The 22387-nt window shown below is 69.6% G+C and carries 18 protein-coding genes, 2 tRNA genes and 1 pseudogene; 10 read left to right on the forward strand and 11 right to left on the reverse strand.

Annotation, left to right across the window (positions count from 1 at the left end; translation table 11 throughout):
* The first annotated feature begins 303 nt into the window (after window positions 1-303).
* Window positions 304-2376: a phosphocholine-specific phospholipase C gene (locus D5S19_RS12785; RefSeq protein ID WP_120023572.1), complete on the forward strand. Its 2073-nt coding sequence runs from the start codon at window positions 304-306 to the stop codon at window positions 2374-2376.
* A gap of 74 nt (window positions 2377-2450) precedes the next feature.
* Here D5S19_RS12785 and D5S19_RS12790 read toward each other — a convergent pair whose 3' ends face one another.
* The gene (locus D5S19_RS12790) at window positions 2451-3683 is read right to left on the reverse strand and encodes a M20 metallopeptidase family protein (protein ID WP_120023573.1); all 1233 of its coding nucleotides are present in this window, start codon (window positions 3681-3683) and stop codon (window positions 2451-2453) included.
* 76 nt (window positions 3684-3759) lie between these two features.
* On the opposite strand from D5S19_RS12790, the gene D5S19_RS12795 reads away from it, so the two are divergent.
* The 4 genes from D5S19_RS12795 (at window position 3760) to D5S19_RS12810 (ending at window position 5877) form a co-directional block, all read left to right on the forward strand.
* Window positions 3760-4242, forward strand: a complete 483-nt coding sequence (locus tag D5S19_RS12795; RefSeq protein WP_120023574.1) for a tRNA adenosine deaminase-associated protein — start codon at window positions 3760-3762, stop codon at window positions 4240-4242.
* 23 nt (window positions 4243-4265) lie between these two features.
* On the forward strand, window positions 4266-4706 hold the full coding sequence (locus D5S19_RS12800; RefSeq protein ID WP_120023575.1) for a nucleoside deaminase: 441 nt from the start codon (window positions 4266-4268) through the stop codon (window positions 4704-4706).
* A 43-nt stretch (window positions 4707-4749) separates the two neighbouring features.
* Window positions 4750-4836, forward strand: a tRNA-Ser gene (locus D5S19_RS12805).
* A 234-nt stretch (window positions 4837-5070) separates the two neighbouring features.
* Window positions 5071-5877 (forward strand): SAM-dependent methyltransferase, encoded by an 807-nt coding sequence (locus D5S19_RS12810; protein ID WP_120023576.1) that lies wholly within the window; start codon window positions 5071-5073, stop codon window positions 5875-5877.
* 208 nt (window positions 5878-6085) lie between these two features.
* Here D5S19_RS12810 and D5S19_RS12815 read toward each other — a convergent pair whose 3' ends face one another.
* Together D5S19_RS12815 and D5S19_RS12820 are read right to left on the reverse strand one after the other, a co-directional pair.
* Window positions 6086-6655 carry a hypothetical protein gene (locus D5S19_RS12815; RefSeq protein WP_120023662.1) on the reverse strand — a complete coding sequence of 190 codons (570 nt, stop codon included), beginning with the start codon at window positions 6653-6655 and terminating at the stop codon, window positions 6086-6088.
* A gap of 4 nt (window positions 6656-6659) precedes the next feature.
* A complete protein-coding gene (locus D5S19_RS12820) occupies window positions 6660-6941 on the reverse strand; it encodes a hypothetical protein (RefSeq protein ID WP_120023577.1) in 282 nt (93 codons plus the stop codon).
* A 219-nt stretch (window positions 6942-7160) separates the two neighbouring features.
* Between D5S19_RS12820 and D5S19_RS12825 the strand changes: the two genes are divergently transcribed.
* Window positions 7161-8087 carry a TauD/TfdA dioxygenase family protein gene (locus tag D5S19_RS12825; RefSeq protein ID WP_120023578.1) on the forward strand — a complete coding sequence of 309 codons (927 nt, stop codon included), beginning with the start codon at window positions 7161-7163 and terminating at the stop codon, window positions 8085-8087.
* Between the two features lie 679 nt (window positions 8088-8766).
* Here D5S19_RS12825 and D5S19_RS12830 read toward each other — a convergent pair.
* Window positions 8767-9834: a CapA family protein gene (locus D5S19_RS12830; protein ID WP_120023579.1), complete on the reverse strand. Its 1068-nt coding sequence runs from the start codon at window positions 9832-9834 to the stop codon at window positions 8767-8769.
* Window positions 9835-9963: 129 nt separating this feature from the next.
* On the opposite strand from D5S19_RS12830, the gene D5S19_RS12835 reads away from it, so the two are divergent.
* Window positions 9964-12471, forward strand: coding sequence for an endonuclease/exonuclease/phosphatase family protein (locus D5S19_RS12835; protein ID WP_325050264.1), 2508 nt, complete (start codon window positions 9964-9966; stop codon window positions 12469-12471).
* A 91-nt stretch (window positions 12472-12562) separates the two neighbouring features.
* Here the strand turns inward: D5S19_RS12835 and D5S19_RS12840 are convergent, their stop codons facing one another.
* From D5S19_RS12840 to D5S19_RS12855, 4 genes are read right to left on the reverse strand one after another with little or no spacing between them, the layout of a single operon-like run.
* Entirely contained in the window at window positions 12563-12934 is a 372-nt protein-coding gene (locus D5S19_RS12840) for a hypothetical protein (RefSeq protein WP_120023580.1), read from the reverse strand.
* Entirely contained in the window at window positions 12931-15681 is a 2751-nt protein-coding gene (locus tag D5S19_RS12845) for an FtsK/SpoIIIE domain-containing protein (RefSeq protein ID WP_120023581.1), read from the reverse strand. Before D5S19_RS12845 ends, D5S19_RS12840 begins: the two co-directional genes overlap by 4 nt.
* A gap of 15 nt (window positions 15682-15696) precedes the next feature.
* Window positions 15697-15945, reverse strand: coding sequence for a hypothetical protein (locus tag D5S19_RS12850; RefSeq protein ID WP_098512720.1), 249 nt, complete (start codon window positions 15943-15945; stop codon window positions 15697-15699).
* A gap of 4 nt (window positions 15946-15949) precedes the next feature.
* The gene (locus tag D5S19_RS12855) at window positions 15950-16210 is read right to left on the reverse strand and encodes a hypothetical protein (protein ID WP_098512721.1); all 261 of its coding nucleotides are present in this window, start codon (window positions 16208-16210) and stop codon (window positions 15950-15952) included.
* Window positions 16211-17941: 1731 nt separating this feature from the next.
* Between D5S19_RS12855 and D5S19_RS32470 the strand changes: the two genes are divergently transcribed.
* Entirely contained in the window at window positions 17942-18181 is a 240-nt protein-coding gene (locus D5S19_RS32470) for a hypothetical protein (protein ID WP_233573867.1), read from the forward strand.
* Window positions 18182-18272: 91 nt separating this feature from the next.
* Here D5S19_RS32470 and D5S19_RS12865 read toward each other — a convergent pair.
* Together D5S19_RS12865 and D5S19_RS12870 are read right to left on the reverse strand one after the other, a co-directional pair.
* Window positions 18273-18357, reverse strand: a tRNA-Ser gene (locus tag D5S19_RS12865).
* Between the two features lie 322 nt (window positions 18358-18679).
* Window positions 18680-19435 carry a PP2C family protein-serine/threonine phosphatase gene (locus D5S19_RS12870; RefSeq protein ID WP_120023582.1) on the reverse strand — a complete coding sequence of 252 codons (756 nt, stop codon included), beginning with the start codon at window positions 19433-19435 and terminating at the stop codon, window positions 18680-18682.
* Window positions 19436-19513: 78 nt separating this feature from the next.
* On the opposite strand from D5S19_RS12870, the gene D5S19_RS12875 reads away from it, so the two are divergent.
* Both D5S19_RS12875 and D5S19_RS12880 read left to right on the forward strand, forming a co-directional pair.
* Window positions 19514-21259, forward strand: a complete 1746-nt coding sequence (locus D5S19_RS12875) for an HsdM family class I SAM-dependent methyltransferase (protein WP_120023583.1) — start codon at window positions 19514-19516, stop codon at window positions 21257-21259.
* Between the two features lie 31 nt (window positions 21260-21290).
* Window positions 21291-22180, forward strand: a pseudogene (locus tag D5S19_RS12880) (serine/threonine-protein kinase).
* Here D5S19_RS12880 and D5S19_RS33090 read toward each other — a convergent pair.
* Window positions 22177-22386, reverse strand: coding sequence for a hypothetical protein (locus D5S19_RS33090; RefSeq protein WP_233573868.1), 210 nt, complete (start codon window positions 22384-22386; stop codon window positions 22177-22179). The pseudogene D5S19_RS12880 and the gene D5S19_RS33090 overlap by 4 nt on opposite strands.
* Window position 22387 lies beyond the last annotated feature (1 nt).

Here is a 22387-nt window from a genome sequence, read left to right on the forward strand (position 1 = left end):
AACAGCCCTTTGATGTTCCGGCCGAGGGCGCTGACGTGCTCTTGACGCGCAAGTAACCGCGGTCACACGCGCCGGACAGGGATAGGTCGAGTGTCCTGAATATCAGGTCGGATGACCTGACCGGTGGCCGACCCAGCCGAGCCCGCCATGTCGGCGGGGAGGGCGGTTCCGGGCTGGAGGTCCGCTCATTGAGCAAGGCCGTTGCCGAATTGTTCCGGTGTTCGGTCGGGGTTCACATCCGTCACCTTGTGATCGTTTCCGGCGTCGGCAAGGCTGCGGTGCACAGCGATGGGAGGTAGGCGGATGGGGCAGGCAGAAGGACGGCTGAGCCGGCGCGCGATGCTCGGCAGCGCGGCGGCGGCCGGTGCGGTGGGCGCGGTGGGCGCAGGGCTCGGCGGTGCGCTGGCCGAGGCGGCGACCGGCTCGCGACGGCGGGGCAGCCTCGACGACGTCGAACACGTCGTCGTGCTGATGCAGGAGAATCGGTCGTTCGACCACTACTACGGCACCATGGCCGGCGTACGCGGGTACGGCGATCGTGCCCGGCTGCGCCTGCCTGGTGGTGCCGACGTGTACCACCAGCCCGACGCCAAGCGCACCGATGGTGGGCACATGCTGCCGTTCCACGTGGACACTGCGCTGGTCGACGGCCAGGACCTCGGCGAACTCCCGCACGACTGGGCCACCACTCACCAGGCTTGGGCGAACGGCACGTACAACGCGTGGATCGCGGCCAAGGGTGAGATGACGATGAGTTATTTCAACCACGAGGACCTGCCGTTCCACCGGGCGCTGGCCAGTGCGTTCACGTTGTGTGACAACTACTTCTGCTCGATCCAGGGGCCGACCACCCCCAACCGGCTCTACCACCTGACCGGCACCATCGATCCGGACGGCCGCCTCGGCGGGCCGGCCACCTGGAACCCGGCCGACTACAAGCCGGTCTATCGGTGGACGACCTACCCGGAACGACTGCAGGCCGCCGGGATCTCCTGGCAGGTCTACGCGAACGACGAGATCGGCGACGGCGCGAACGGGTATCTCGGCGACTACGGCGACAATCCGCTGTGGCTGTTCCAGGCGTACCACGACGCGCTGGGGTCGTCCGACCCGAAAAGGCGGCAGCTCGCCGAACGGGCCAGCCTGCGGGCGCAGTGGAAGCCGGACTCGGGCAAGGGCAAGGACGTCGACCACGTGCTGCAGCAGTTCATCGCGGACTGCAAGGCGGACAAGCTGCCGGCGGTGTCCTGGGTGGTGGCGCCGTACGCCTACTGCGAGCATCCGGCGGCCCGTCCGGTGGACGGGGCGGCGTATACCCAGCGGGTGCTGAAAGCGTTGTGGGACAACCCGAAACTGTGGGAATCCACGGTCGTATTGATCAACTACGACGAGAACGACGGGTTCTTCGATCACCTCGTCCCGCCTGCTGCCGCGCCCGGCACCCCCGGCGAGCTGGTGCCGGTGAATCAGCCGAATGGCCCCGGCACAAGCACCGGCCCGCTCACTCCGATCGGCCTCGGTCCGCGCGTGCCGATGACGGTGATTTCGCCGTGGAGCCGCGGTGGCTGGGTGAATTCGCAGGTCTTCGACCACACGTCGGTGCTGCGGTTCCTGGAGGTCTGGACCGGGGTGAAGGAGCCGAACATCTCCGCGTGGCGGCGCGCCATCTGCGGCGACCTGACGAGCTGCTTCGACTTCTCGCGCCGTGACCGGTCGATCCCGAAGCTGCCCGACGCGAACGCGTTGCGGGCTGAAGCCGATCGTACGCAGTCGAAGCTGCCGAAGCCGACGACGCCACCTGTCGGACAGCAGGCTATGCCGGCGCAGGAACCGGGTACGGCGCAGGCGCGCGCCCTGCCGTATCAGCCGACCGCGTACGTGACTGTCGGTGCGAAGGCGCTCGATCTGCATGCCTCGAACCAGGGCGCGGCTGCGTTGCAGGTTTCTGCGTACGCGTACCACGCCGACGGTGCTTCGCAGCGCTTCGACGTCGGGCCGCGCGCCTCTGTCGCCGGGAAGATTCCGTACTCGTCGGGGTACGACGTTGCCGTACACGGTCCGAACGGCTTCCTCGTCGAGGCTTCCGGAGACACGTCGACAGCCGGCGTCGACGTGGCCGCCGCGGTGTACGGGGCCCCCTCGCACCCGGTTTTCGCGCTGACAGTGACCAACACCTCACCGCGCCCGGCAACTATCACGGTACGGGGACGCCCGGGTTTCGTAGTAGCCCCAAGGGGAACGCACCGAGTGACCTTCGACGCGCTCACCGGTTCGCACGGCTGGTACGACGTGACGCTGGCACTGGTCGGCCACCCTGCCTGGCACCGACGTTTCGCCGGTCACCTGGAGAACGGACGCCCCAGCCGAACCTCCTGACCGGCCACGGACAAATGCTGTGAAGGGTCCCTTCACGGACTCAGAGTCCGTGAAGGGACCCTTCACAGCGCGCGTCAGTCTCGGAGGGAGTCCAGGGCGAAGGCGGCGTAGAGGGCGACTCCGGACGGCAAGGCCGCCTCGTCGAAGACCACCCGATTCGAGTGGTTGCCCGGCGCGTCCTCCGGCGAGCAGTCTGGCGGGCACCCGCCCAGGAACGCGAAGGTGCCGGGAACCCGTTGCAGCACATACGAAAAGTCTTCCGCCCCCATGATCGGGGTGGGCAGGTCCTCGGCATTGGGCGAGCCGAGGACGTCGGCGGCCAGGGAGAGCACATCGGCAGCGACCGCGGGGTCGTTGACGGTCGGGGGATAGCCGGGGTTGACCTCGGCGTAGGCCCGGCAGCTGTGCGCCGTGGCGACAGCTTCGCAGACCTTCGGGATCTCCTCGCGGAGCTGGGCGCGGGTTCGTTCCGACAGGGTCCGGATCGTGCCTTCCAGCACCGCCGTCTCCGGGATGATGTTCGTCGTCGTGCCCGCTTCGATGCGGGTCACCGAGAGCACTGCCGGGTCGAAGACGTTGATCCGGCGCGTCACCATGGTCTGCAGCGCCCCTACCATTGCCGCGGCGGCGGGGACCGGGTCGATGGCGTCGTGCGGAGCGGAGCCGTGGCCGCCGCGGCCGATCACTTCGACCCGGAAGGTGTCCGCGGACGCCATGATCGGGCCGCCGCGTACTTGCAAGACGCCGCTCTGCACGTTCGCGATCGTGTGCAACCCGAACGCCCTCGACACCCGCGTACCGGCAGCGTCCAGCACGCCTTCGTGAATCATGTGCCGAGAGCCGTGGTCGCCCTCTTCGCCGGGCTGGAACATGAACACCACAGAACCGGCGAGGTCGGCCACGCGTTCAGAGAGCAGCCGCGCCGCAGACGCGAGCATGGCGACGTGCGTGTCATGGCCGCAGGCGTGCATCACGCCGTCGATTTCTGACGCGAAGTCGAGCCCCGTGTCCTCGTTGAGCGGCAGTGCGTCCATGTCTGCGCGAAGCAGTACTGCCGGTCCAGGACGTGCGCCACGCAGTACGCCGGTCAAAGACGTCGTGGAACGGCCGTCGGTGAGTTCGATCGGCAGGTCCGCCAGCGCCGCGCGGATCGCGTCGCGGGTGTGTGGGAGCTGCAGTCCCAGCTCCGGCCGACGGTGGATCGTGCGGCGAAGTTCGACAGTCCGGTCTTGGAGCGCGCGCGCCGCGTCGAGCAACCCGGCGTGCCGGTTGCCGGGAAGCGTGGGGAGGTCGGTGGGTCCCGTCATGGCTCGATAGTGGCACCCGCGGGGTTTCCGGCGCACCGTGCGTGCGTTCCCCCGCCCGGCGGAATACGGTGTGCGCATGGCGGTGCAAGAGCCGGTCACGGGCTTCGCGGTGGCGGTGGTCCGGGAAGACGGACAGTGGCGGTGCAGTGCGCTCGACTCCGCGGCTCTGACGGAGCTGGACGCGGCGATCACCGAGCTGGGCAAACTCCGCTCGACCGGTGCCGCGTTCGGCCTGCTCGCGGTGGACGACGAGTTCTTCGTGATCGTCCGGCCCAGCCCGCGCGGGCCGTCGTTGCTGCTGTCGGACGCGGCGGCCGCGCTCGACTACGACATCGCCGCGGACGTGCTGGACGTGCTGCGCGTGGAGCCGCCGGACGAGGACGACGACGCGGTCTGGCCCGAGGGCGATCTGGAAATACTGGCCGATCTGGGCTTGCCCGGAGCCGAGCTGGAGGTCATCGTCTCAGAGGTGGATCTTTACCCGGACGAGCAGCTCCAGATGATCGCGCAGAGATGCGGGTTCGATGCGGGCTTCTCAAAGCTGCTGGACCAGCTCTGAGCCGGCCGGCCGACACCGAAGCCGTGCGCGCGGCGCTGGAGGCCGCGCGCGGGCCCGGCGCCGATGTCCCCATCGGTGCCGTGGTGTTCGGCCCGGACGGACGCCCGCTCGCCGCGGCCCGCAACGCCCGCGTCGAACTGGGCGACCCAACCGCCCACGCCGAAATCCTGGCGTTGCGCGCAGCCGCCCGCGTACACGGCGACGGCTGGCGGCTGGAGGGCTGTACGCTCGCCGTCACCCTCGAACCGTGCACGATGTGCGCGGGCGCACTGGTCCTCGCCAGGATCGCGCGGCTGGTGTTCGGCGCGTGGGAGCCGAAAACAGGTGCCGTAACGTCGTTATGGGACGTCGTACGCGATCGGCGGCTGAACCACCGGCCCGAGGTGCACGGCGGAGTCCTCGCCGGCGAGTGCGCGGCCCTGCTCGAGACTTATTTCGCCACCCGGCGGCCTTCGGCGGGCTGACCCCCGCGGCAGTGGGGGATCCGGCTCCGGTATTGTTCTCGGCGGTGGCGTGTCCGAGCGGCCGAAGGAGCACGACTCGAAATCGTGTGACGGGTAAAACCGTCCGTGGGTTCAAATCCCACCGCCACCGCTCGCGAGTGGGCGAGCCATGTCGACGGAAAGCGTCGACGTGGCTCGCTCGCCGTGTTTCTGGGGGTGCAACCCCCAGACCCCGCCCGGAGGGCTTCGCCCCCGGACCCCCGATGGTGGTCACCTCGGGGGGCGACCGTTTTAGGGGTATTCCGGTAGGTTTTCCTTTTGGACGGCCGAATCGGTGTTGCCTCGACGCGGCGTGCCGGGTCTTCGGGTGGCTAGGCTGGGGAGCGTGAGCCGAGAGCCCGCGCAGTTGTCACCCGTCAGCCGGACCGCGGTCGGGGTCGCGGGGCTCCGGGCGCTGGAGAACGGGCGGCCGGACCGGCTGTTCGAGGATCCCTACGCCGGTGCGTTCTTCCACGCCGGGCGGGAGCTGTTCGAGAATGCCCCGCGGCGCAGCCTCGGCCCGGTGTTCGCGCATCAGGTGGCGGTTCGCACGCGGTACTACGACGAGTTCGTCGCGGACGCCGGGCAGGTGGTGATCCTCGCCGCCGGGCTCGACGCGCGAGCGTTCCGGCTGCCGTGGGCGGAGGGGGTCCGCGTGTTCGAACTGGATCTGCCCGAGGTGCTCGAATTCAAGGATCGCGTACTGGCTCAGCAGGGCGCGCGGGCGCGGTGCCTGCGGACCGTCGTGCCAGTGGACCTGCGCGAGGACTGGACCGGGCCGTTGCGGGAAGCGGGTTTCGACCCGAACCGGCCGGCCGCGTGGGTCGTGGAGGGGTTGCTGGTCTACCTCAGCCACGACGAGGCGGAGCGGCTCCTGCTGGCGGTCACCGAGTTGTCCGCGCCGGGCAGCCGGATCTCGTTCGAACACCGGCCGGATGGCGTCAACGACGGGTTGCTGCGACAGGCACGCGCGATCGGCGGCGAGGTCACGGAGCTGTGGCAGGGCGGGCTCGGGACGAAGGCCCCGGAGTGGCTGGCAGCCCACGGCTGGACCCCGGAAACGGCGACGATCGCCGACCTTGCCGTCCGGTACGGCCGGGAGCCGGAGGACACCGGGCGCGGCGGGTTCGTCGCGGCAACCCGGGTGGGTTGAGCGCTGGACAGAGGCGAGTGGAAGCGGCTCCGGCACTGGGGTCTGTACGCGCCCCTTGGATGCGTGGTGCGCGAGAACAAGCGTTCGGCAACAAGGTCCATACGCGCCTGTGTGCCGCCGACGTGGAACCGGGACCCGTACGCGCCCCGCGCGCGGAAACCGTTCTGGCCACACAACAACCAGCCCCGGCGAGCTGGCCGGGACAGTCTCAGCCCGGCAGGACCGGGGTGGTGAACGGGTCCAGGTACGACGTCGCCTCGGTAATCGTCGCCACGCCCCTGAACACCCCTTCGGTGATGGCTGTACAGGCGGTACGGACGAGGTACGCAGCTTCGGCGGTGTGCTCTCCGGCCAGGATGTCGTCGGTGGCGGGGGCGGCGGTTTGCGCGGTCCGGACCACCTGTGCCGCGGTCTGCCGGGCGAGTCGGTCCAGCAAGTCGGCCAGGTCGAGGCCGACCGCGGCGGTGCGGGCGGCGACTTCCGCAGCCTGGCGGTAATGCACGTCCAGTTCATCAGCGCGGGCGCGGAAGTGCGCGGCAGGCTCGCCGCCCCAGCGGCGTTCCGCGCGATGGGCGCCGCGCTCGAATTCCAAGCGGGCGGTGACCAGAACGTCGCGTCCGGTCGACAGGGTGCGGGCGGAATCGCGGATCGCCTGCGGCGAGCAGTCGATCTGACGCAGGGCGGCGACCGGGTCGGGGGCACCGACCCGAGCGGCGGCGGCACGCAGCGGGGACAGTGCGGCGGCGGCGGCATCGAGGTCTGGATGGAGAAACGGCATGGTGTCAGCCGGGCAGCGCGGCCGGGCGTGCACGACCGTACGCGGCCATCCGGAGTTCGCCGGCCAGGTCCGACGTCGCGTCGCCGAGTACACGGGCGTCCACGTCGCGGGCGGCGAGCGCGGCTTCCCAGCGGGCGGCGATTTCCCGCGCCGGGGACGAGATGCCCCACGGGGTCGGCTCCAGCCGGCCCTGTGCGAACCGGCCGGCGGCGCGGTCCGCGTCCGCGGCTGCCCGGTCCAGCGCGTCCGCGGCGTTCCGCAGTCGCTCGCTGGTGGAACCTGACATGAACCCTCCGCACTCCCGGAACTCGCGTGTAGGGATCTAACCCCATCAGCGGTGTTTCGTCACTCGGCCGGGCGTGGGACAAATTCCACGAAGTGGTCGTGCTTGACCGGTTGACCGGCCCACAGCGACCCTCGCAGCAAGCCACGCTTGTCCGCCACCGCCGGGGCGCGGCCGCGTTCTTCCGCTCAACCAAGCCGAACTCACTGGCAGGAGAGACTGTTGTCGATCGAACTGCCGGCCCGTCCGCGGTCGGCGAGCACCCCGTCCGACGGCATCCTGGAAGGCCCCCGGGTGCTGCGGCGGCTGCCCGAGGGGGTGCCGGAACGGCCGTACGAGTTGTTCGCACTGCGTCCCCTCGGCCGGGTGATCGGCGCGGAAATCGCCGGAGTCGACCTCGGAGAGTCACTGACTCCGCGGCTGCGCGCGGAGCTGAACCGGGCGTTGCTGGAATGGAAGGTGCTGTTCTTCCGGGAACAGCGGATCAGCCCGCAGCAGCAGCGCGCGTTCGCCCGGAACTGGGGTGCGCTGGAGACGAACCCGTTCATCCCGCAGGGCGATTCGGCCGACGTGGTCCGGTTCTCGCGCAGCGCGGCGATGCCCGGATTCGAGAACATCTGGCACACCGACGTCACCTGGCGGCCGGAACCCGCGCTGGGCTCGGTGCTGCGGCTGATCGAGGTCCCGCCCACCGGCGGCGACACGATGTGGGCGGACATGGCCGCGGCCTACGACAATCTGCCCCAGCACGTCCGCGAACGGATCGACGGCGCCACCGCCGTGCACGACTTCGTCCCCGGATTCGCCCGGTTCACCGACCCGGACCTGCTGACCCGCTGGCAGGATCGGTTCCCGCCGGTCGAGCACCCGGTGGTGCGCACGCATCCGGAGACCGGACGGCGCACGCTGTTCGTGAACCAGGCGTTCACCACGCACCTGACCGGCTTCGACCCGCAGGAGAGCGACCGGCTGCTGCGGTACCTGTTCCTGCAGGCGCACACCCCGGAGTTCCAGGTCCGGTTCCGCTGGACCCGCGATTCCGTCGCGTTCTGGGACAACCGCGCCACCCAGCACTACGCGGTGAACGACTATCACCCACACACCCGGATCGCGGAACGCGTCGCGATCGTCGGCGACCGGCCGTACTGAGCACCTTGCCCGGGTCGGGGGCCTTGGCGGACGCGGACCGTCCTGAGCTGCGCACCGGGTGACGGAGTGTGCGGGCGCGTGGGTTTGGCCGGGGCGAGAGGGCCGTTCGCGGTTTCTGAGTGGGGTAGGTCGTTTGGCTCCGTCCGGAGCGAGGGTGCCGTTTATCGCCCCGAGAGGGCGAGTCAAGGACGCAGAGCACCCGAGCGCGAGCGTGATTCACCCGGTTGCGAGGAGCGTCTTTCGACACGACGGGCCCGTGATGGGCAACAGCCCGTGAACCCCGCACCCGCTCCGCGCACTGAGCGCGAGCCCCCAGCCACCGTCCGCCGCACCGCGAAGCCACCGGGGTAACCGCTCGTGAGCGGCGAGACCTCGGACGCCGGCCACCTCCCCGTGGCGTCGCACCGCCGTCTCGCCGCTCACGAGACTTCCCCGGGGCGAACCCGTAGTGCCCCGCGCGTGGGTGGTGCGGCACCGCTCCCACGCCCGCGGCTTCCCCCGGACTGCATCGCGAAATGCGCACTCCGGCTCCGATCGACCCCCACTTGATCGGGCCGCCTCCCCCGCGCTTCGCGGTGCAGAGCGCCCGGGGTGGCTCGAAAGTGGTCTGGGCCACTTCGGTCGCTCTCCGGTAAGGTACTCCGGCTGGCCGCCCCCGTAGGCAAGGCTTGATGTGCATTTAAGGCAGATCGGCCGTCCGGGTGACAGGCAGGCGGGCCGCGGACGGCTGCTCCGCGCCGAGCCCTTCGACTGCGCCGATTCCGTCGCCGACGGTGATCCGGGTGCCCCTGCGGGCGGACAGGGTGGCGAGCCGGTGCAGCGCGGCCGAGGCCTCGTCGCCGGTCAGCGGCGAGCACTCGTTGTGTTGGTCGCGGCGGATCGGGATGAGTTCGAGCCGCGGACGTTCGTCGAGAGCGAAACCGGCGAGCAGGCCGTCCAGGTGCTTGCCGCGCATGGCCGGCCAGTCGAACACGAGATTGCCCAAGCTGTAGAGGATCGGCCGGCCGCGGTACACCTCGACCGCCTGGACGGTGTGCGATCCGTGGCCAACGATCAGGTCGGCGCCGGCGTCGATGATCGCGTGCGCGTAGCCGACCTGGTACTCGGCCAGGTGGTCGCCGGGCAGCCCCCAGTGCATCGACACGATGACGTGGTCGGCGGTGGTTCGCGCGCGGCGTACGTCGGAGACGAGACGCGTCAGATCCTCCGGCACCGGTGTGGTTCGGACGATCGGTGGGCGGCCGGGGATGTCGAGTACGCGGGGGTCGGGCTGGTACGCCGTGTACGCGCCGGCTGCGGCGACGCCGGGCGAGTTCTCCAGTGCTTCCTGGCCCACCGGCCAGCACAACGATGTGTACGCGAGGAACGCGATGCGCTGTCCGAACCGTTCGACTACGGCGGGTGCGTGCGCTTCGGCGACGTTCGCTCCCGCGCCACAGTGCGCGATACCCGCGCGGTCCAGCACGGCCAGGCTCGCCAATGCGGCGCGTGGCGGATAGGTGACGTCATTCGCCACCGAAACCACGTCGATTTCGGCCGCGGTCAGCGCGGTGATCATTTCCGGTGGAGAATGCCGCCAGTTCGGCTTGTGCGGAATATCCACTCCCGAAGATCCGGAAAGCGGGCCTTCGAGGTTCACAAACCGCAGGTCGGCGTCGTTCAGCAGCGAGGAAAGCGGGGTGAGGGCTGCTTCCGGCTCGGTTCTGCCCTGCAGATTAACGTCGCCGCCGAGCACGACCGTGATCATTGAGTCAACCTCCAATAGGGGGAAAGAAATTAAGTCGAGCTTGTTACGAATTGTTGCCCTTTTGTCTTCCTGCCCTTCGCTTGTCCGGGGGACGATGCCTCGACTGTTCGCGCCCAGAGGGGACTCACGGTGACCATATCCCGTCGTCGTACCGGGAGAACTACTCCCAGCCGAAGAGCACTGACCAGCGCCGCCGCGCTGACCACCGCGGTGGTGGCCGGCGGCCTCGTCGCTCCCGCCGCGTTCGCCGCACCCAGCGCCGACGCGGTCATCGCCGAGGTTTACGGCGGGGGCGGCAATGCCGGTGCCACGCTGACGAACGACTTCGTCGAACTCGCGAACCGTGGGGGCGCGCCGTTCGCGCTCGACGGCTTCAGCGTGCAATACCTGCCCGGCTCGGCCAGCGCGTCGAGCACTTGGCAGGTCACGAAACTCGGCGGTGCGGTCGCGGCAGGCAGCCGCTACCTCGTCGCCGAGGCGAAGGGCAGTGGCGGGACTGTCGCACTGCCGACGCCCGACGCGACCGGGACCATCGCGATGTCCGCGACCGCCGGCACGGTCGCCCTCGTCTCCGGAACAGACGCGCTCACCTGCAAGACCGCCGCCGACTGTGCAGCTGACCCGCGGGTCAAGGACCTGGCCGGTTTCGGTGGTGCGGTCGTCCGCGAAGGTACTTCCGCCGCCGCACCGTCGAACGGCACGTCGATCGCGCGCGCCGCTTCGCTGGCCGACACCGACGACAACGGTGCCGACTTCACCGTCGGTGACCCGACGCCCACGAACGCGAAGGGCGAGACGACCGGCACCGGGCCGGAGGAACCGCCGACGGCCGCGAAGATCCACGACATCCAGGGCGCCACACGGATTTCCCCGTTCAAGGACAAGAAGGTCGGCGACGTCACCGGTGTCGTGACCGCGGTGCGCACCTTCGGTTCGTCGCGTGGTTTCTGGTTCACCGACCCGAAGCCGGACAGCGATCCGCGTACCAGCGAGGGTTTGTTCGTGTTCACCGGCGCCACCACGCCGTTGGTCGCGGTCGGTGACGCCGTCACCGCGCAGGGCACGGTGAAGGAGTACTACCCGGACGCGCCGACGACCTCGAACTACCAGTCGCTCACCGAACTCTCCAGTGCACAATGGACGGTCGAATCGCACGACAACCCGCTGCCGCCGCCCACCGTGATCACTGCCGACCAGGTGCCGGACGTGCTCGCTCCGAACGCCGGCGGCAACATCGAGTCGCTGCGGCTGGAGCCTTCGAAGTACGCGCTGGACTTCTGGGAGTCGCACGAGAGCGAGATCGTCAGCATCTCGGACGCGCGGGTGGTCGGCCCGAGCAACTCCTACAACGAGTTGTACGTGACCACGAAGCCGAAACAGAACCCGAGTTCGCGCGGTGGCGCCGTGTACCTCGACTACGACAAGATCAACACCAGTGTGCTGAAGGTGCAGTCGCTCATTCCGTTCGACCAGCAGCCTTTCCCGAAGGTCAACACCGGCGACGTCCTCACCGGCACCACCTCCGGCCCGGTGGAGTACAGCAGCTTCGGCGGCTACACGCTGCTCGCTTCGCAGCTCGGTGCGGCGAAGGACAACCACCTGCAGAAGGAGACCACGCGCCGGCAGCGGCCGGGTGAACTCGCCGTGGCGACCTATAACGTGGAGAACCTGTCACCGTCCGATTCGGACACCAAGTTCGCGCAGCTGGCACACGGCATTGTGGACAGTCTGACCTCCCCGGACATCGTTACCCTGGAAGAGATCCAGGACAACAACGGGCCGACGAACGACGGCGTGGTCGCCGCGGACGTCACCCTGGCGAAGTTCACCGACGCGATCGCCGCCGCGGGCGGGCCGCGCTACCAGTGGCGGGAAATCGACCCGGTGAACGACCAGGACGGTGGCCAGCCCGGCGGGAACATCCGGGTGGGCTTCCTGTTCAACCCGTCCCGAGTGTCCTTCGTGGACCGTCCGGGCGGCGGCCCGACCACCGCGGTCGGCGTGCGGACCGTGCACGGCAAGGCGCACCTGACCCAGTCGCCCGGTCGGGTCGACCCGGGCAACGAGGCGTGGACCGACAGCCGCAAGCCGCTGGCCGGTGAGTTCGTCTTCCGCGGCCGCACCGTGTTCGTGCTCGCCAACCACTTCAACTCCAAGGGCGGCGACCAGCCGACGCACGGCCGTTACCAGCCGCCGACGCGCAGCTCCGAAGGGCAGCGCCTGAAGCAGGCCACCGTCGTGCAGGGCTTCATCAAGCAGCTGCTCACCGCCGACCCGCGGGCCAACGTCGTGGTCGCGGGCGACCTGAACGACTACCAGTTCTCGCCCGCGCTGGCGAAGCTGACGGCAGACGGGGCGCTCAAGGACCTGATCGCCACGCTGCCGCCCGCCGAGCGGTACAGCTACGTGTTCGAGGGCCAGTCGCAGGTGCTGGACCACATCCTGACCTCCGCGGCGCCGCGCGGCGTGGACTACGACGTGGTGCACATCAACGCGGAGTTCGCCGATCAGGCCAGCGACCACGATCCGCAGGTGGTGCGGTTCCGGCCGTCGAACGGGAACCCGCCGGCGGACCAGGCCAACGACCTCGCGGACGCCGTGGACCAGCTGCTCGGCCAGCTCGCGCCACCTGTCTAATCCGCGGGTGCGTCGCATTCCGAAGCTGTGAAGGGCACCTTCACGGACCCAGCGTCCGTGAAGGTGCCCTTCACCGGCTTTGGGTCGCCGGTCAGCGCTTCGCGCGCCAGCCCAGCGCCAGCACCGCCTGCACGAGTTCCTGATAGCTCGGCTTCACTTCCTCCAGGTACCGATCCAGGTACTGCGGCCGAGCGGTCGTCACCGGCTGCGGATCGTCGAGGGTTTCGATGAAGTTGAGCCGGGTGATGTTGTGCAGAGCCATTTTCCACCAGCGCGCGGCACGCTCACGGGCCTTCTCCTCGCGATCGACGGCCTCGGCGACCGCGGCGTGCGCATCGGCCAGCCGGCGTTCGATCTCGTCCGCGCGCGCCAGCTCCCAGGCGCGCAGGTTCTCCGCCGAACCGCGGGCGAGCCCGACGATCTCCTTGTACCGCATGGCCGGGCTGACGTTTTCCTCGCTCATGCTGGTCCTCCTGCCGGCAGTTCGGCGTCCGGGCGCTGGAACGGGATGATGACCTCCGGTGCCCCGTGCGTGGTGCGGTCGAAGAACAACGCCCGCCCGGGGCGGGGCGACCAGTGCACGACCTGGCCCGCGGCGAACGGCGTCAGCTCGTTGCCCTGCACGTCGAGCGCGGCCCAGGTGCCGACGTCGTCGGTGCCGTTGAAACCGAGCGTGTCCTTGAGCCGGGCGATGCTGCGCCACCAGCCGATGGTGTGCACGCCGTGGCCGGGCCCGTTCTTCAGCAGCGTGCGAAGGTGGTCGAGCGCGCTCTTCGGCTGCCCGATCTCCTTTGCCTCCAACGCGGGCAGCGCGGCGTCCACCCCGTAGAGCAGCAGGATCCGTGGCGGACCGCCGTCCAGGGACTCGGCCATCGCGGTCAGCTCCGCGGGGAGGTCGTCGGCGAGCGTGGCCCGGTGCCCCTCGGCGACGAGCCGGTCCTTGAGGTCCAATACCGCCGGGGCGCACGCCTCGATCGGGCAGCTGAACAGGAATTCCACTTCGTCCACGGCGAACTGGCGGGCCAGCGAGCGAGCCGAAGAGTCCATAATGGATAGTGCCTCGGCGGTCGCGCCGCCGAGGACCGCGACGTTGCGCCCCGGCGCGCGGGGCAGATCGACCCCGCACGCGGCCTCGGTGACGTCGATGGACTGACCGAGCAGCGCCTTCGGCCGGGAGCCCGGCTTCAGTTCGGTGTAGGCCGGGAACTGTTCCAGCACCGGCGAATGCGCACCGTCGAACAGCCGCGGCCGGGTGAACCGTCCGGAGTAGAGCTCCCACAGCTTGTGCTGCAGATCCACGAACACGTTGCGGCTACTGGCATCGGGCACGTGGACGAGCTGGTTACCGTGCGAGATGCCGGAATCGTGGTTGATCACCGCATGCCACTTCGGCGCCGACACGGCGGCGTTGTTCGTCTCCGATAGCACCCGGCGCGCCTTCGGCATGGCGATCCGCAGCGTGCACTGCTCGAACACGGCCGGCTTGCCCCAGAACGCCTCGATGCCCGCGACGTCCTGGCTCGCCAGCACCATGTGGATACCCTGCGAACGGCCCCGCCGCGCGATGTCCTCCAGTAGCTGGGTGGCCTGCGCGGTGACCTGGTCGCGGCCCGCGAACAGGTACTGGAACTCGTCGACCACCGCGACGATCCGCGGCCAGTGCCCGCCCGGATCCTGCTCGCGCAGATCCGCCAGGTTCGTGACCTCGTGCTCCTTCGCCGCGGTCGACCGGCGACGCAGCTCGTCGGCGAGGAACCGCAGCAGCGCCAGCCCGAATTCGCGGTCGGTGTTCACGTTGACCCCGACCAGCTTCGCGTGTGGCAGCCAGCTGGCGTCCTTGCGGCCGGGGGCGAGGCCCGCGAAGGACACGCCCTCCTTGAAGTCGAGCAGGTACAGCGCCAGCTCGTCCGGGGTGTAACGGGCGGCGAGGCTGCCCAGCAGCGCGTAGAGGAAATTCGTCTTGCCCGAACCGCTGGGCCCGCCGATCAGCGCGTGCGGGCTCGCGTCGCCGATCACCACCTCGACGGCTTCGCCCTCGTAGAACCCGACCGGCGCCCGCAGCTCCCGCGCGGAACTGTCCTTGCCCAGCTCGGTCGGCAGCAGGTCGGCGAACGAACGCGGCCCGCCCTGCTTGGCGATCAGCGCCTCGGCGATCCGGCCCGCGGCGCGGATCACCTGGCCAGAAGGCAGCGGCGGATCGAGGTCGACCGCCAGGTCCGTGCCGGTCATGCTGCTGATCGCGCGCCGCTCGTCGAGCAGGCTGAGCGTCTCCACGGACGCGCTCACCGTGGTCGGCACGTCCACCAGGATCAGGCAGATCCCGGCCGCCAGCGCGCCGCTGGCCACCCGCTTGAGATCACGCGCTCGTTCCGGCTCCAGGGTTTCGCCGTTGCCGTAGAGCACGGCGATCCGGTACGGCTCCAGCCGCTGCCCGGTGGCCTTGCGCAGCTCGCGCAACGACGTGTGCCCGGCCTGCATCCCGGTGGCGTGGATGCGCCGGATGTGCCCGGCCAGCTCGTCGAGCAGATCCTCCAGCCGGGTCGGGTCGTACAGCGACAGCGCGCTGGTGCGGCTGAGCGGATACAGGTCGGGCAGGATCGCGGTCAGCTGCCCGACATCCCACAGGTGGATCTTCACCGCGCCGGGTTCGAACGTGGACAGCACGCGCATCAGCAGCGATTGCACGATCCCGTCGATCACCGGGCGGGTCTTCGGCGCGGAGGTGATGGCCAGGTGCGATTCGTCCAGCAGCGGGAGCGCGACGTCGAACGTGCGGGAGGTGTCGCGCCCGGCCGTGGTCGCCGAGCCGACCCGCCACAACGCGGGCGCGCTGATCCCCCGGTTGTGGCCCACGCGGCCGAGCCAGTCGCCCGGCGGCCGGCCCGCCGGGCCGGGGGCATGCGTGCTGACCAGCTCGCGCAGCGTGCCCGGACCGGCGCTCCAGTCGGTGTAGAACGCGCCGCGCACCCCGCCGAGCGAGGCGAACACCTCGTGCGCGGCGGGGTGGCGGGCCCATTCCGCCTGCTGCCCGGCGTCGGCCTGGTTCATGCCGACCCGCACGATCTCCTGCTCCAGCGTCAGCCGGGCCACCTCGGTCTCCGCGGCTTCGCGGGCGCCGGCGGCGGCACCGAGCACCAGTCCGATCTGGTGCCGGACCCGGTCGAGCGCGGTCTGCACGCGGTTGCGCTGTTCGGCTGCCTTACTGGTCATCGGCGTTGCTCGTTCCTACAGACGGGACCGGTAGCCGCCCACCAGATCGTCGGCGGCGGCCAGTCGGGTGAGCACGTGATCGAGTCCCTCGTCGGCCTGCGCCAGTTGCACCGGCAGCCATGGATCGGCCTTGGCCTGCGCGTCGACGAGCGCGCGCCGGGCGTCGACGAGCAGGGCACGCGCCTGTTCGGCGTGCGCCCGCCCGTCGCCGAGGCCCGCCAGCGCGGCGGTGAGCAACTGGTGGATTTCGGCGAGTCCCGGCATCGGGTTACAGCCGCGCCGAATAGGAGTCGGCGGACGAGATCCCGGCCTGGATGGTGCTCTGCATGCCGGTGATCCCTTGCAGCGCTTCGGCGAGCAGGCCGTGCGCCTGGTTGACTTCGTGCTGGCTGCTGCCCTGTGTTGCCTGGTTGAGCGACAGCTGGGCCTCTTCGAGAGCCTGCGCCGCCTGCTGGAGGGCGGCGATGCTCGCGGACGCCTTTTCGTTCGCGAGCGCGATACCAGCGCGGATCTCTTCCACTCCGGCCATGGGGACGGTACTCCTCCGGTGCGTTGTGGGCTGGGAACGACCACCGACAAACTTAGCGTGATCAGGTGTCTTCGGTAAGTAAGTGAGAACGGGAGAATCGACGAGGCCCCGGACGCGATCGGGGAGTCCGGGGCCTCGCAGGCGGCCGCGCGCCGGTCCCCCTGCCCGCGTCCCAGCCTGGTGACCTGCGGGTTTCGGAGGCACGCGCGCTGCGTCGCGGCCAGGTCAAACCGGTATTCGTGACACCGAGAAACCTCTCCGAAGGGGTACGAACGAGTCTGCGGCGAAGCCTAGCGGGTACGGCCGTTCGGCTGACCCGAGCCCCTGCCGCTGGGGCCGGGTGCCCGGCCGCGCGATGCCGGGGCGGTTGCCGTGGCCCGGCGGGGATCCCGTTGCGGGCACGGGGGTTCTGGCTGGTCCGGTGCCTGCGGCCCGCGGGTGGCCGGACGGGCGGGGGACTGTCCGTTGTGGACTCACGGTGAGTGCCGATGGGGTCGCGGGGTGCCTCGGGCGAGTGGTTTTCGCGGCGGTTCGCGTTCACCGGCGCGTGCTCGGCTGATGCGGGGAACGCTGGTCGTCCCGAAGCCGGGCCTACCGACGTTCGCCTGGCGCGGTAGAAGGTACAGGATTCGAACCTGCGAGGGCGCGAACCCGACATACTTTCCAAGTCTGCACGTGGGTGTTCACCAGGGGTCGCGGTTTGTCACGGGCGGGAGCTCCCAGGCCCCCGCGCGATCTCCTGGGAGTTGCTGATGTGGGGTTTGCGGTGAGGCTAGCACTAGCTGTTGTGGTGCCAGTGGGGGTTGGCGTCTAGATGTGGTGTTGGCGGGTGTGACTGTGGAAGTTGTACGAACTCCCAGGTTGGGAGAAGTTGTGAGTTCGCTGGGAGTTCGCGGCACGACGTGCCGGGTTGCCCGTTCAGTTGCCCCTTGGACGTGAAAGACGGTATTGCATGAGCTCCGTAGTGAATGATCGCCTGTGAAGAGTTGCTGCTCAGGATTCCTACGCTCCTTCCGGAAGCGCTGACGGCGTAAACCGACTCCAGGCCCCCGGGTGTTGCGACAGCCTTGTCTGCTGCCTCAAGTTCGGCAGGAATTAGGTCCTGCTCAACAGCTTCCACTGTGTTGGTTCCGTATTTGGCTGCTTCCTGGAGGATGGCCGGCGGGTCGTCCGTGCCCCGAAGGTCGAAGACGTGGAAGTCGAGCCCTACGACGTCGACGAGGTCCAAAGCATCCTGGAGACCGCGAACAAGAAACGAACAGTGCCAGGTGGGCGATCGCCCTTGCACTTGGGCTTCGGCAGGGTGAGGTACTGGGGCTTCCGGCGTCCGGATGTGAACCGGGACGGTTGGGACCGATCGTGCGATGAACACGGGGCCGCGTTCTGCCCTGACTGTTTCGAGAACCATGCTCCGGAGATTGGGGTGCGGCGGAACCGGCTCCGGCCAAAGTACAAGCGGGTGTTCGGAACCGTGCGGGCGGAACGCCGGTCATTGCCCGCAGCGCGTCTCGGTGCGCAAGGAGACGGCTCCCACGAAGTCCAGGGGCCCGCGAGCGGTGGATCGGGTTGCGAAGGAACTCGCGCTGCTCCTCGTGCGGCACCCAGAAGCTCAGGACCGGGAGCGGGAGTTGTGGGTGGAAACCGGCTACATCTTCACCAAGCCCACAGGTGAGGCACTGGTGCCGAACACCGTCTACCACCACTGGAAAGCTCTGCTGAAGGAAGCGGGGGGTGGAGGAACGTCGACTCCACGATGCGCGGCACACCGCGGCCACGGTCCTGCTGCTCCTGGAAGTCCCGGACTACCCCGTGATGGCCACCACGGGGTACTCCAGCACTGCCCTGGCGGCCCGATACCAGCACGTCACCGACCGCATTCGCCGCGGCGTCGCGCGCCGCGTCAACGGGCTCCTGTGGGCACCTCCGGCCCGACCGGACAACAGGGGAGGCGAGACGCCGAAGGTGGCCTAACCGGGCCAACTGAGACTAAAAATGAGACTAGGACGAGAAACGCCGGTCGCCCCGAGTCTGGGGAGACCGGCGTTTCCGCTGATTACAGCTGCGGAGGATACAGGATTCGAACCTGCGAGGGCGTGAACCCAACACGCTTTCCAAGCGTGCGCCTTAGGCCGCTCGGCCAATCCTCCGTGGAGAAGGATACCGGACGGGTCCCGGCCCTCGGCAGGTGGTCCTGCACTGGGGAAACAGTGCTCGGTCGCGATGGTGGCGACCTGCGCCGGCGACGGATGGCCGCGGGCATCCGTCGCCGGGCGTCGATGTGTGGCCAACGAAGGGCTGTCGGTGCTCGCGGATGTGGCCGCTGAAGCCTGCCGAGATCCCCGTTGCCGGGATGCCGGCGCGCTCCGCTCTGCCAGCGCTCGCCCGCTGCGCTGCCCACCGCGGCAGTACGGCTGCCACCTCGACCCATCCCGTCGGCACACATGCCCCGTGTTCTCCGGTCAGGCTCGTTCAGTCAAAGGCCTGGACCACGTCGGCGACCACGATGGTGATGTTGTCCGGTCCGCCGCCGTCGTTGGCGAGGGTGATCAGGTTGGCGACGGTCTCCTCGGGGGTGCCGCTGGCCAGTACGTCCCGGATGGCCGGTTCGGGCGCGCCTGCGGTGAGGCCGTCGGAGCAGAGCAGGTAGCGGTCGCCGGGTTCCGGGGTGAACTCCCAGACGTCCGGTTCCGCGCAGCCGGTGCTTTGCAGTGCCTTCATCAGCAGCGAGCGGCGCGGGTGGTCGACGGCGTCCTCTTCGGTGATCCGGCCGTCTTCGACCAGGGCCTGTACGAGGGTGTGGTCGCGGGTGATGCGGCGCAGTTCGCCGGCACGCAGGACATAGCCGCGCGAGTCGCCGACGTGTGCGGCGGCGAAGTGGGTGCCGTCGAACAGCAGCACGGTGAGTGTGGTGCCCATGCCGTGCGTCGCCGGGTTCTGCTCGGCCACCTTGGCAAGGCGCGCGCCGACGCGCTGTACGGCGCCGGCGAGAACGGCGCTCAGGTCTTGCGCAGAGAGGTCGAGAGCACGCAGCTCCGCGTCCAGCGAAGCCAGCACTTCGACCGCGGTTGCGCTGGCCACTTCCCCGTGCGGCTGGCCACCGATACCGTCGGCCACGGCGAGCAGCCGCCCGGTGGCGTACACGGAGTCCTCGTTGTTGCTGCGTCGTCGCCCGGGGTGCGAGCCCGCGGCTTGGCGCAGGATGAACCGGGTCTGCTCGGTGGCCATGGGTCCCATGAAACCATTGGTTGACTGAGTTAACAAGAAAAATTCTGGAAGACGCCGTCATCGGCTATCGTGCTGGCCATGGCAGACGACGCGGCGGTGAGCGCGGCCGACATAGCGCGCCTGGCAGGCGTGCGCCGGGCCGCCGTCAGCAACTGGCGACGGCGTTACGACGATTTTCCTCGTCCGGTCGGTGGCACTGCGTCCAGCCCACGGTTTTCGCTCCCGGAGGTGCAGGACTGGCTCCGCCGCCGCGGCCGTCCGTTCGAACTGGCGCCGATCGACCAGGCCTGGCAGCGGCTACGTGCACTCGGCGACGACCTGGGGCTCGGCGCCCGCGTCGCGGCGGCGGGCGCGTATCTGGCCGACCCCGCCGAACAGCCCGACGACCCGGAGCTGCTCACCATGCTCGGCAGGCTGGCCGTGAGCGAAGGCGCGGCCTCGACGTTCGAGCAGCTCTGCGAACGCTACTTCGAGGCACACGCGCGCCGGCTTTCCCCGACCCCGCCGGAGTACGTCGAGCTGATGGCCCGCCTCGCCGGTCCGGATCCCTCCTCCGTGCTGGACCCGGCCTGCGGTTTCGGTTCGCTGCTGCTCGCCAGCGGCGCGGCCCGTGCACAGGGGCAGGACATCGACTCGGACACCGCGCGCATCGCCGGTCTCCGCCTGCGGCTGCGCGGCGTGGCGGCGGAGGTCCACGCCGCAGACGCACTGCTCGAAGACGCCTTCGCCGGGCGACGGGTGGACGTCGTACTTTGCGATCCGCCGTTCAACGAGCGCCGGTGGGGCCAGGAAGACCTGGTCGGCGACGAGCGGTGGAAATACGGCCTGCCATCTCGGGGCGAGCCGGAGCTGGCGTGGGTCCAGCACTGCCTCGCGCACGTCCGGCCCGGCGGACTGGTGGCGATCCTGATGCCCGGCGCGGCGGCCGGCCGACGCAGTGGTAAGCGGATCCGGGCCAACCTCCTGCGCGCCGGTGCCCTGCGGGCCGTGCTCACGCTCGCACCCGGCGCCGACCTCTGGGTGCTCGTGCGGCCCGAGCCCGGTCAACGGCCGCCGGCCACGGTGCTGCTCGCGGAAACGCCTGCCGCCCAAGCCGATCAGCGGTGGCGCGCGTACCTCGCCGATCCCGAGGCGAACGGGGTGCCGGTCATCGAACTGCTCGACGACGACGTGGACCTGACGCCGGCGCAACGGGTCCGCCGGGCCGATCCGGCGGACGCCTTCCTTTCGGCATCCCGGCGTTTCGAACAGATCGGGCTTGAGCTGCCACGGCTGGCGCCGGCCGCGGACGAGCCCGCGCACACCACGGTCGGCGAGCTGGTGAAAGCGGGCGTGTTGCGGATCCGGCACGCTCCTTCGCGGGTCTCCGACGGTGACGAACCGGTGCTGACCACCGACGACGTGTTCCTGGGCAGCAAGCCGACCGGACGGGCCGGGCCCGACGAAGGCGCCGTGTTCGCCCGCGACGGGGATGTCGTCGCCTCGATCACCGGAGCCGTGGTCGTCCACAGTGGACAGCCGGTGCGGCTGGGGCCCGCCCTGTCCTGTTACCGGGCCGACCCGGAGCGGCTGGATCCCGAGTTCCTCGCCGGCTGCCTGCGTGCCGCGGATTTCCCCGTGTACAGCGCGTCCACGCGGATCGACGCGCGCCGGTTGAAGGTGCCGCGGTACCCGCTCGACACACAGCGTGCGTATGGCGCTGCTTTCCGAGCCCTCGCCGACTTCGACCGGTCGATGCGGCAGACGGCGGAAATCGGCCGCGACCTGGTGCGGTTAGGCTTTGCGGCGCTCGCCGAAGGACGGCTGAAGCCCGGTGGCGGGTGAGCGTGGTGACGCCGTGAGGGGGGCTTGGCGGATGCTCATCGCGGATCGTTACGAGGTCGAAGACCTGCCGCTTGGCCGCGGCGGGATGGGCGCGGTGCACCGCGGGCACGACCGGCATCTCGGTCGGCGCGTCGCGATCAAGCTGTTGAGGCTGCCAGGAGGCGACGAAGAACTCGAAGAGCGCTTCGCGCGCGAAGCGCGAATTCTCGCCACGCTCGACCATCCTGGCGCGCCCACGCTGTACGACTTCGGTACATATGACGACCGCTGTTTCAGGTCATGCAGTTCGTCGAAGGCGTCACGGTGGCTGACCTGCTGGCCGAGCACGGTCCGCTACCGGTGCCGTGGGCGGCCGCAATTGCCGCGCAGGCAGCCGCGGTGCTCGCAGCAGCCCACACACGGGCTGTGTGCCATCGTGACCTCAAACCGGCCAACCTGATGCTCTGTCCGGACGGCAGCGTGAAGGTGATGGACTTCGGGCTGGCTGTGTTGCGTGAAGCCGACGTCGCTCGCTTCACGCGCGCCGGACAGCTGCTGGGGACGCCGTCGTACATGGCGCCGGAGCAGATCCAACGTGGACACGTCGGTCCGCGAAGCGACCTGTACGCGTTGGGTTGCGTGCTGCACGAGATGCTCACCGGCCGTCCGGCCTTCACCGGGCCGACTGCGTACGCGGTGTTGGAGAAGCAAGTAAAGGAGCCACCGTCCGCAGTGGTCGGTGCCAGTCGGGAACTCAACGCACTGCTGGCCGAGACCCTGGCGAAGGACCCCGCGGTCCGTCCATCTGGTGCCGAAGCGTTGTACGCGCGACTTGCGCCGTTTGCACGGGAACTGCCGCCGTTGCCTGGATTCCTGCAATCGGCGGCAGTGTCGAGTCCAGTCCGGATGTACGCACGCATAGTGGGTCGAGTCCCGGGTTAGCGGCGGGATCCGAGCGTCCGAGGGGCGTCCGCGACGAGGGGAAGTCCGCGCTGCTGGATGCGGTAGTAGGTGAGCGCGTTCTGCGCGCCGATGCTGACGCCGAGCGTGAGCATGATCGACGCCGAGGACAGTGCTCCGGTGACCCCGAACGAACCGCCGATGAACACGAAGGCGACCCGGGCGCCGATGGTCGCGAGCCAGAGCACG

Origin of the sequence: Amycolatopsis panacis, assembly GCF_003600245.1 — a bacterium.
GTDB classification, from domain to species: domain Bacteria; phylum Actinomycetota; class Actinomycetes; order Mycobacteriales; family Pseudonocardiaceae; genus Amycolatopsis; species Amycolatopsis sulphurea.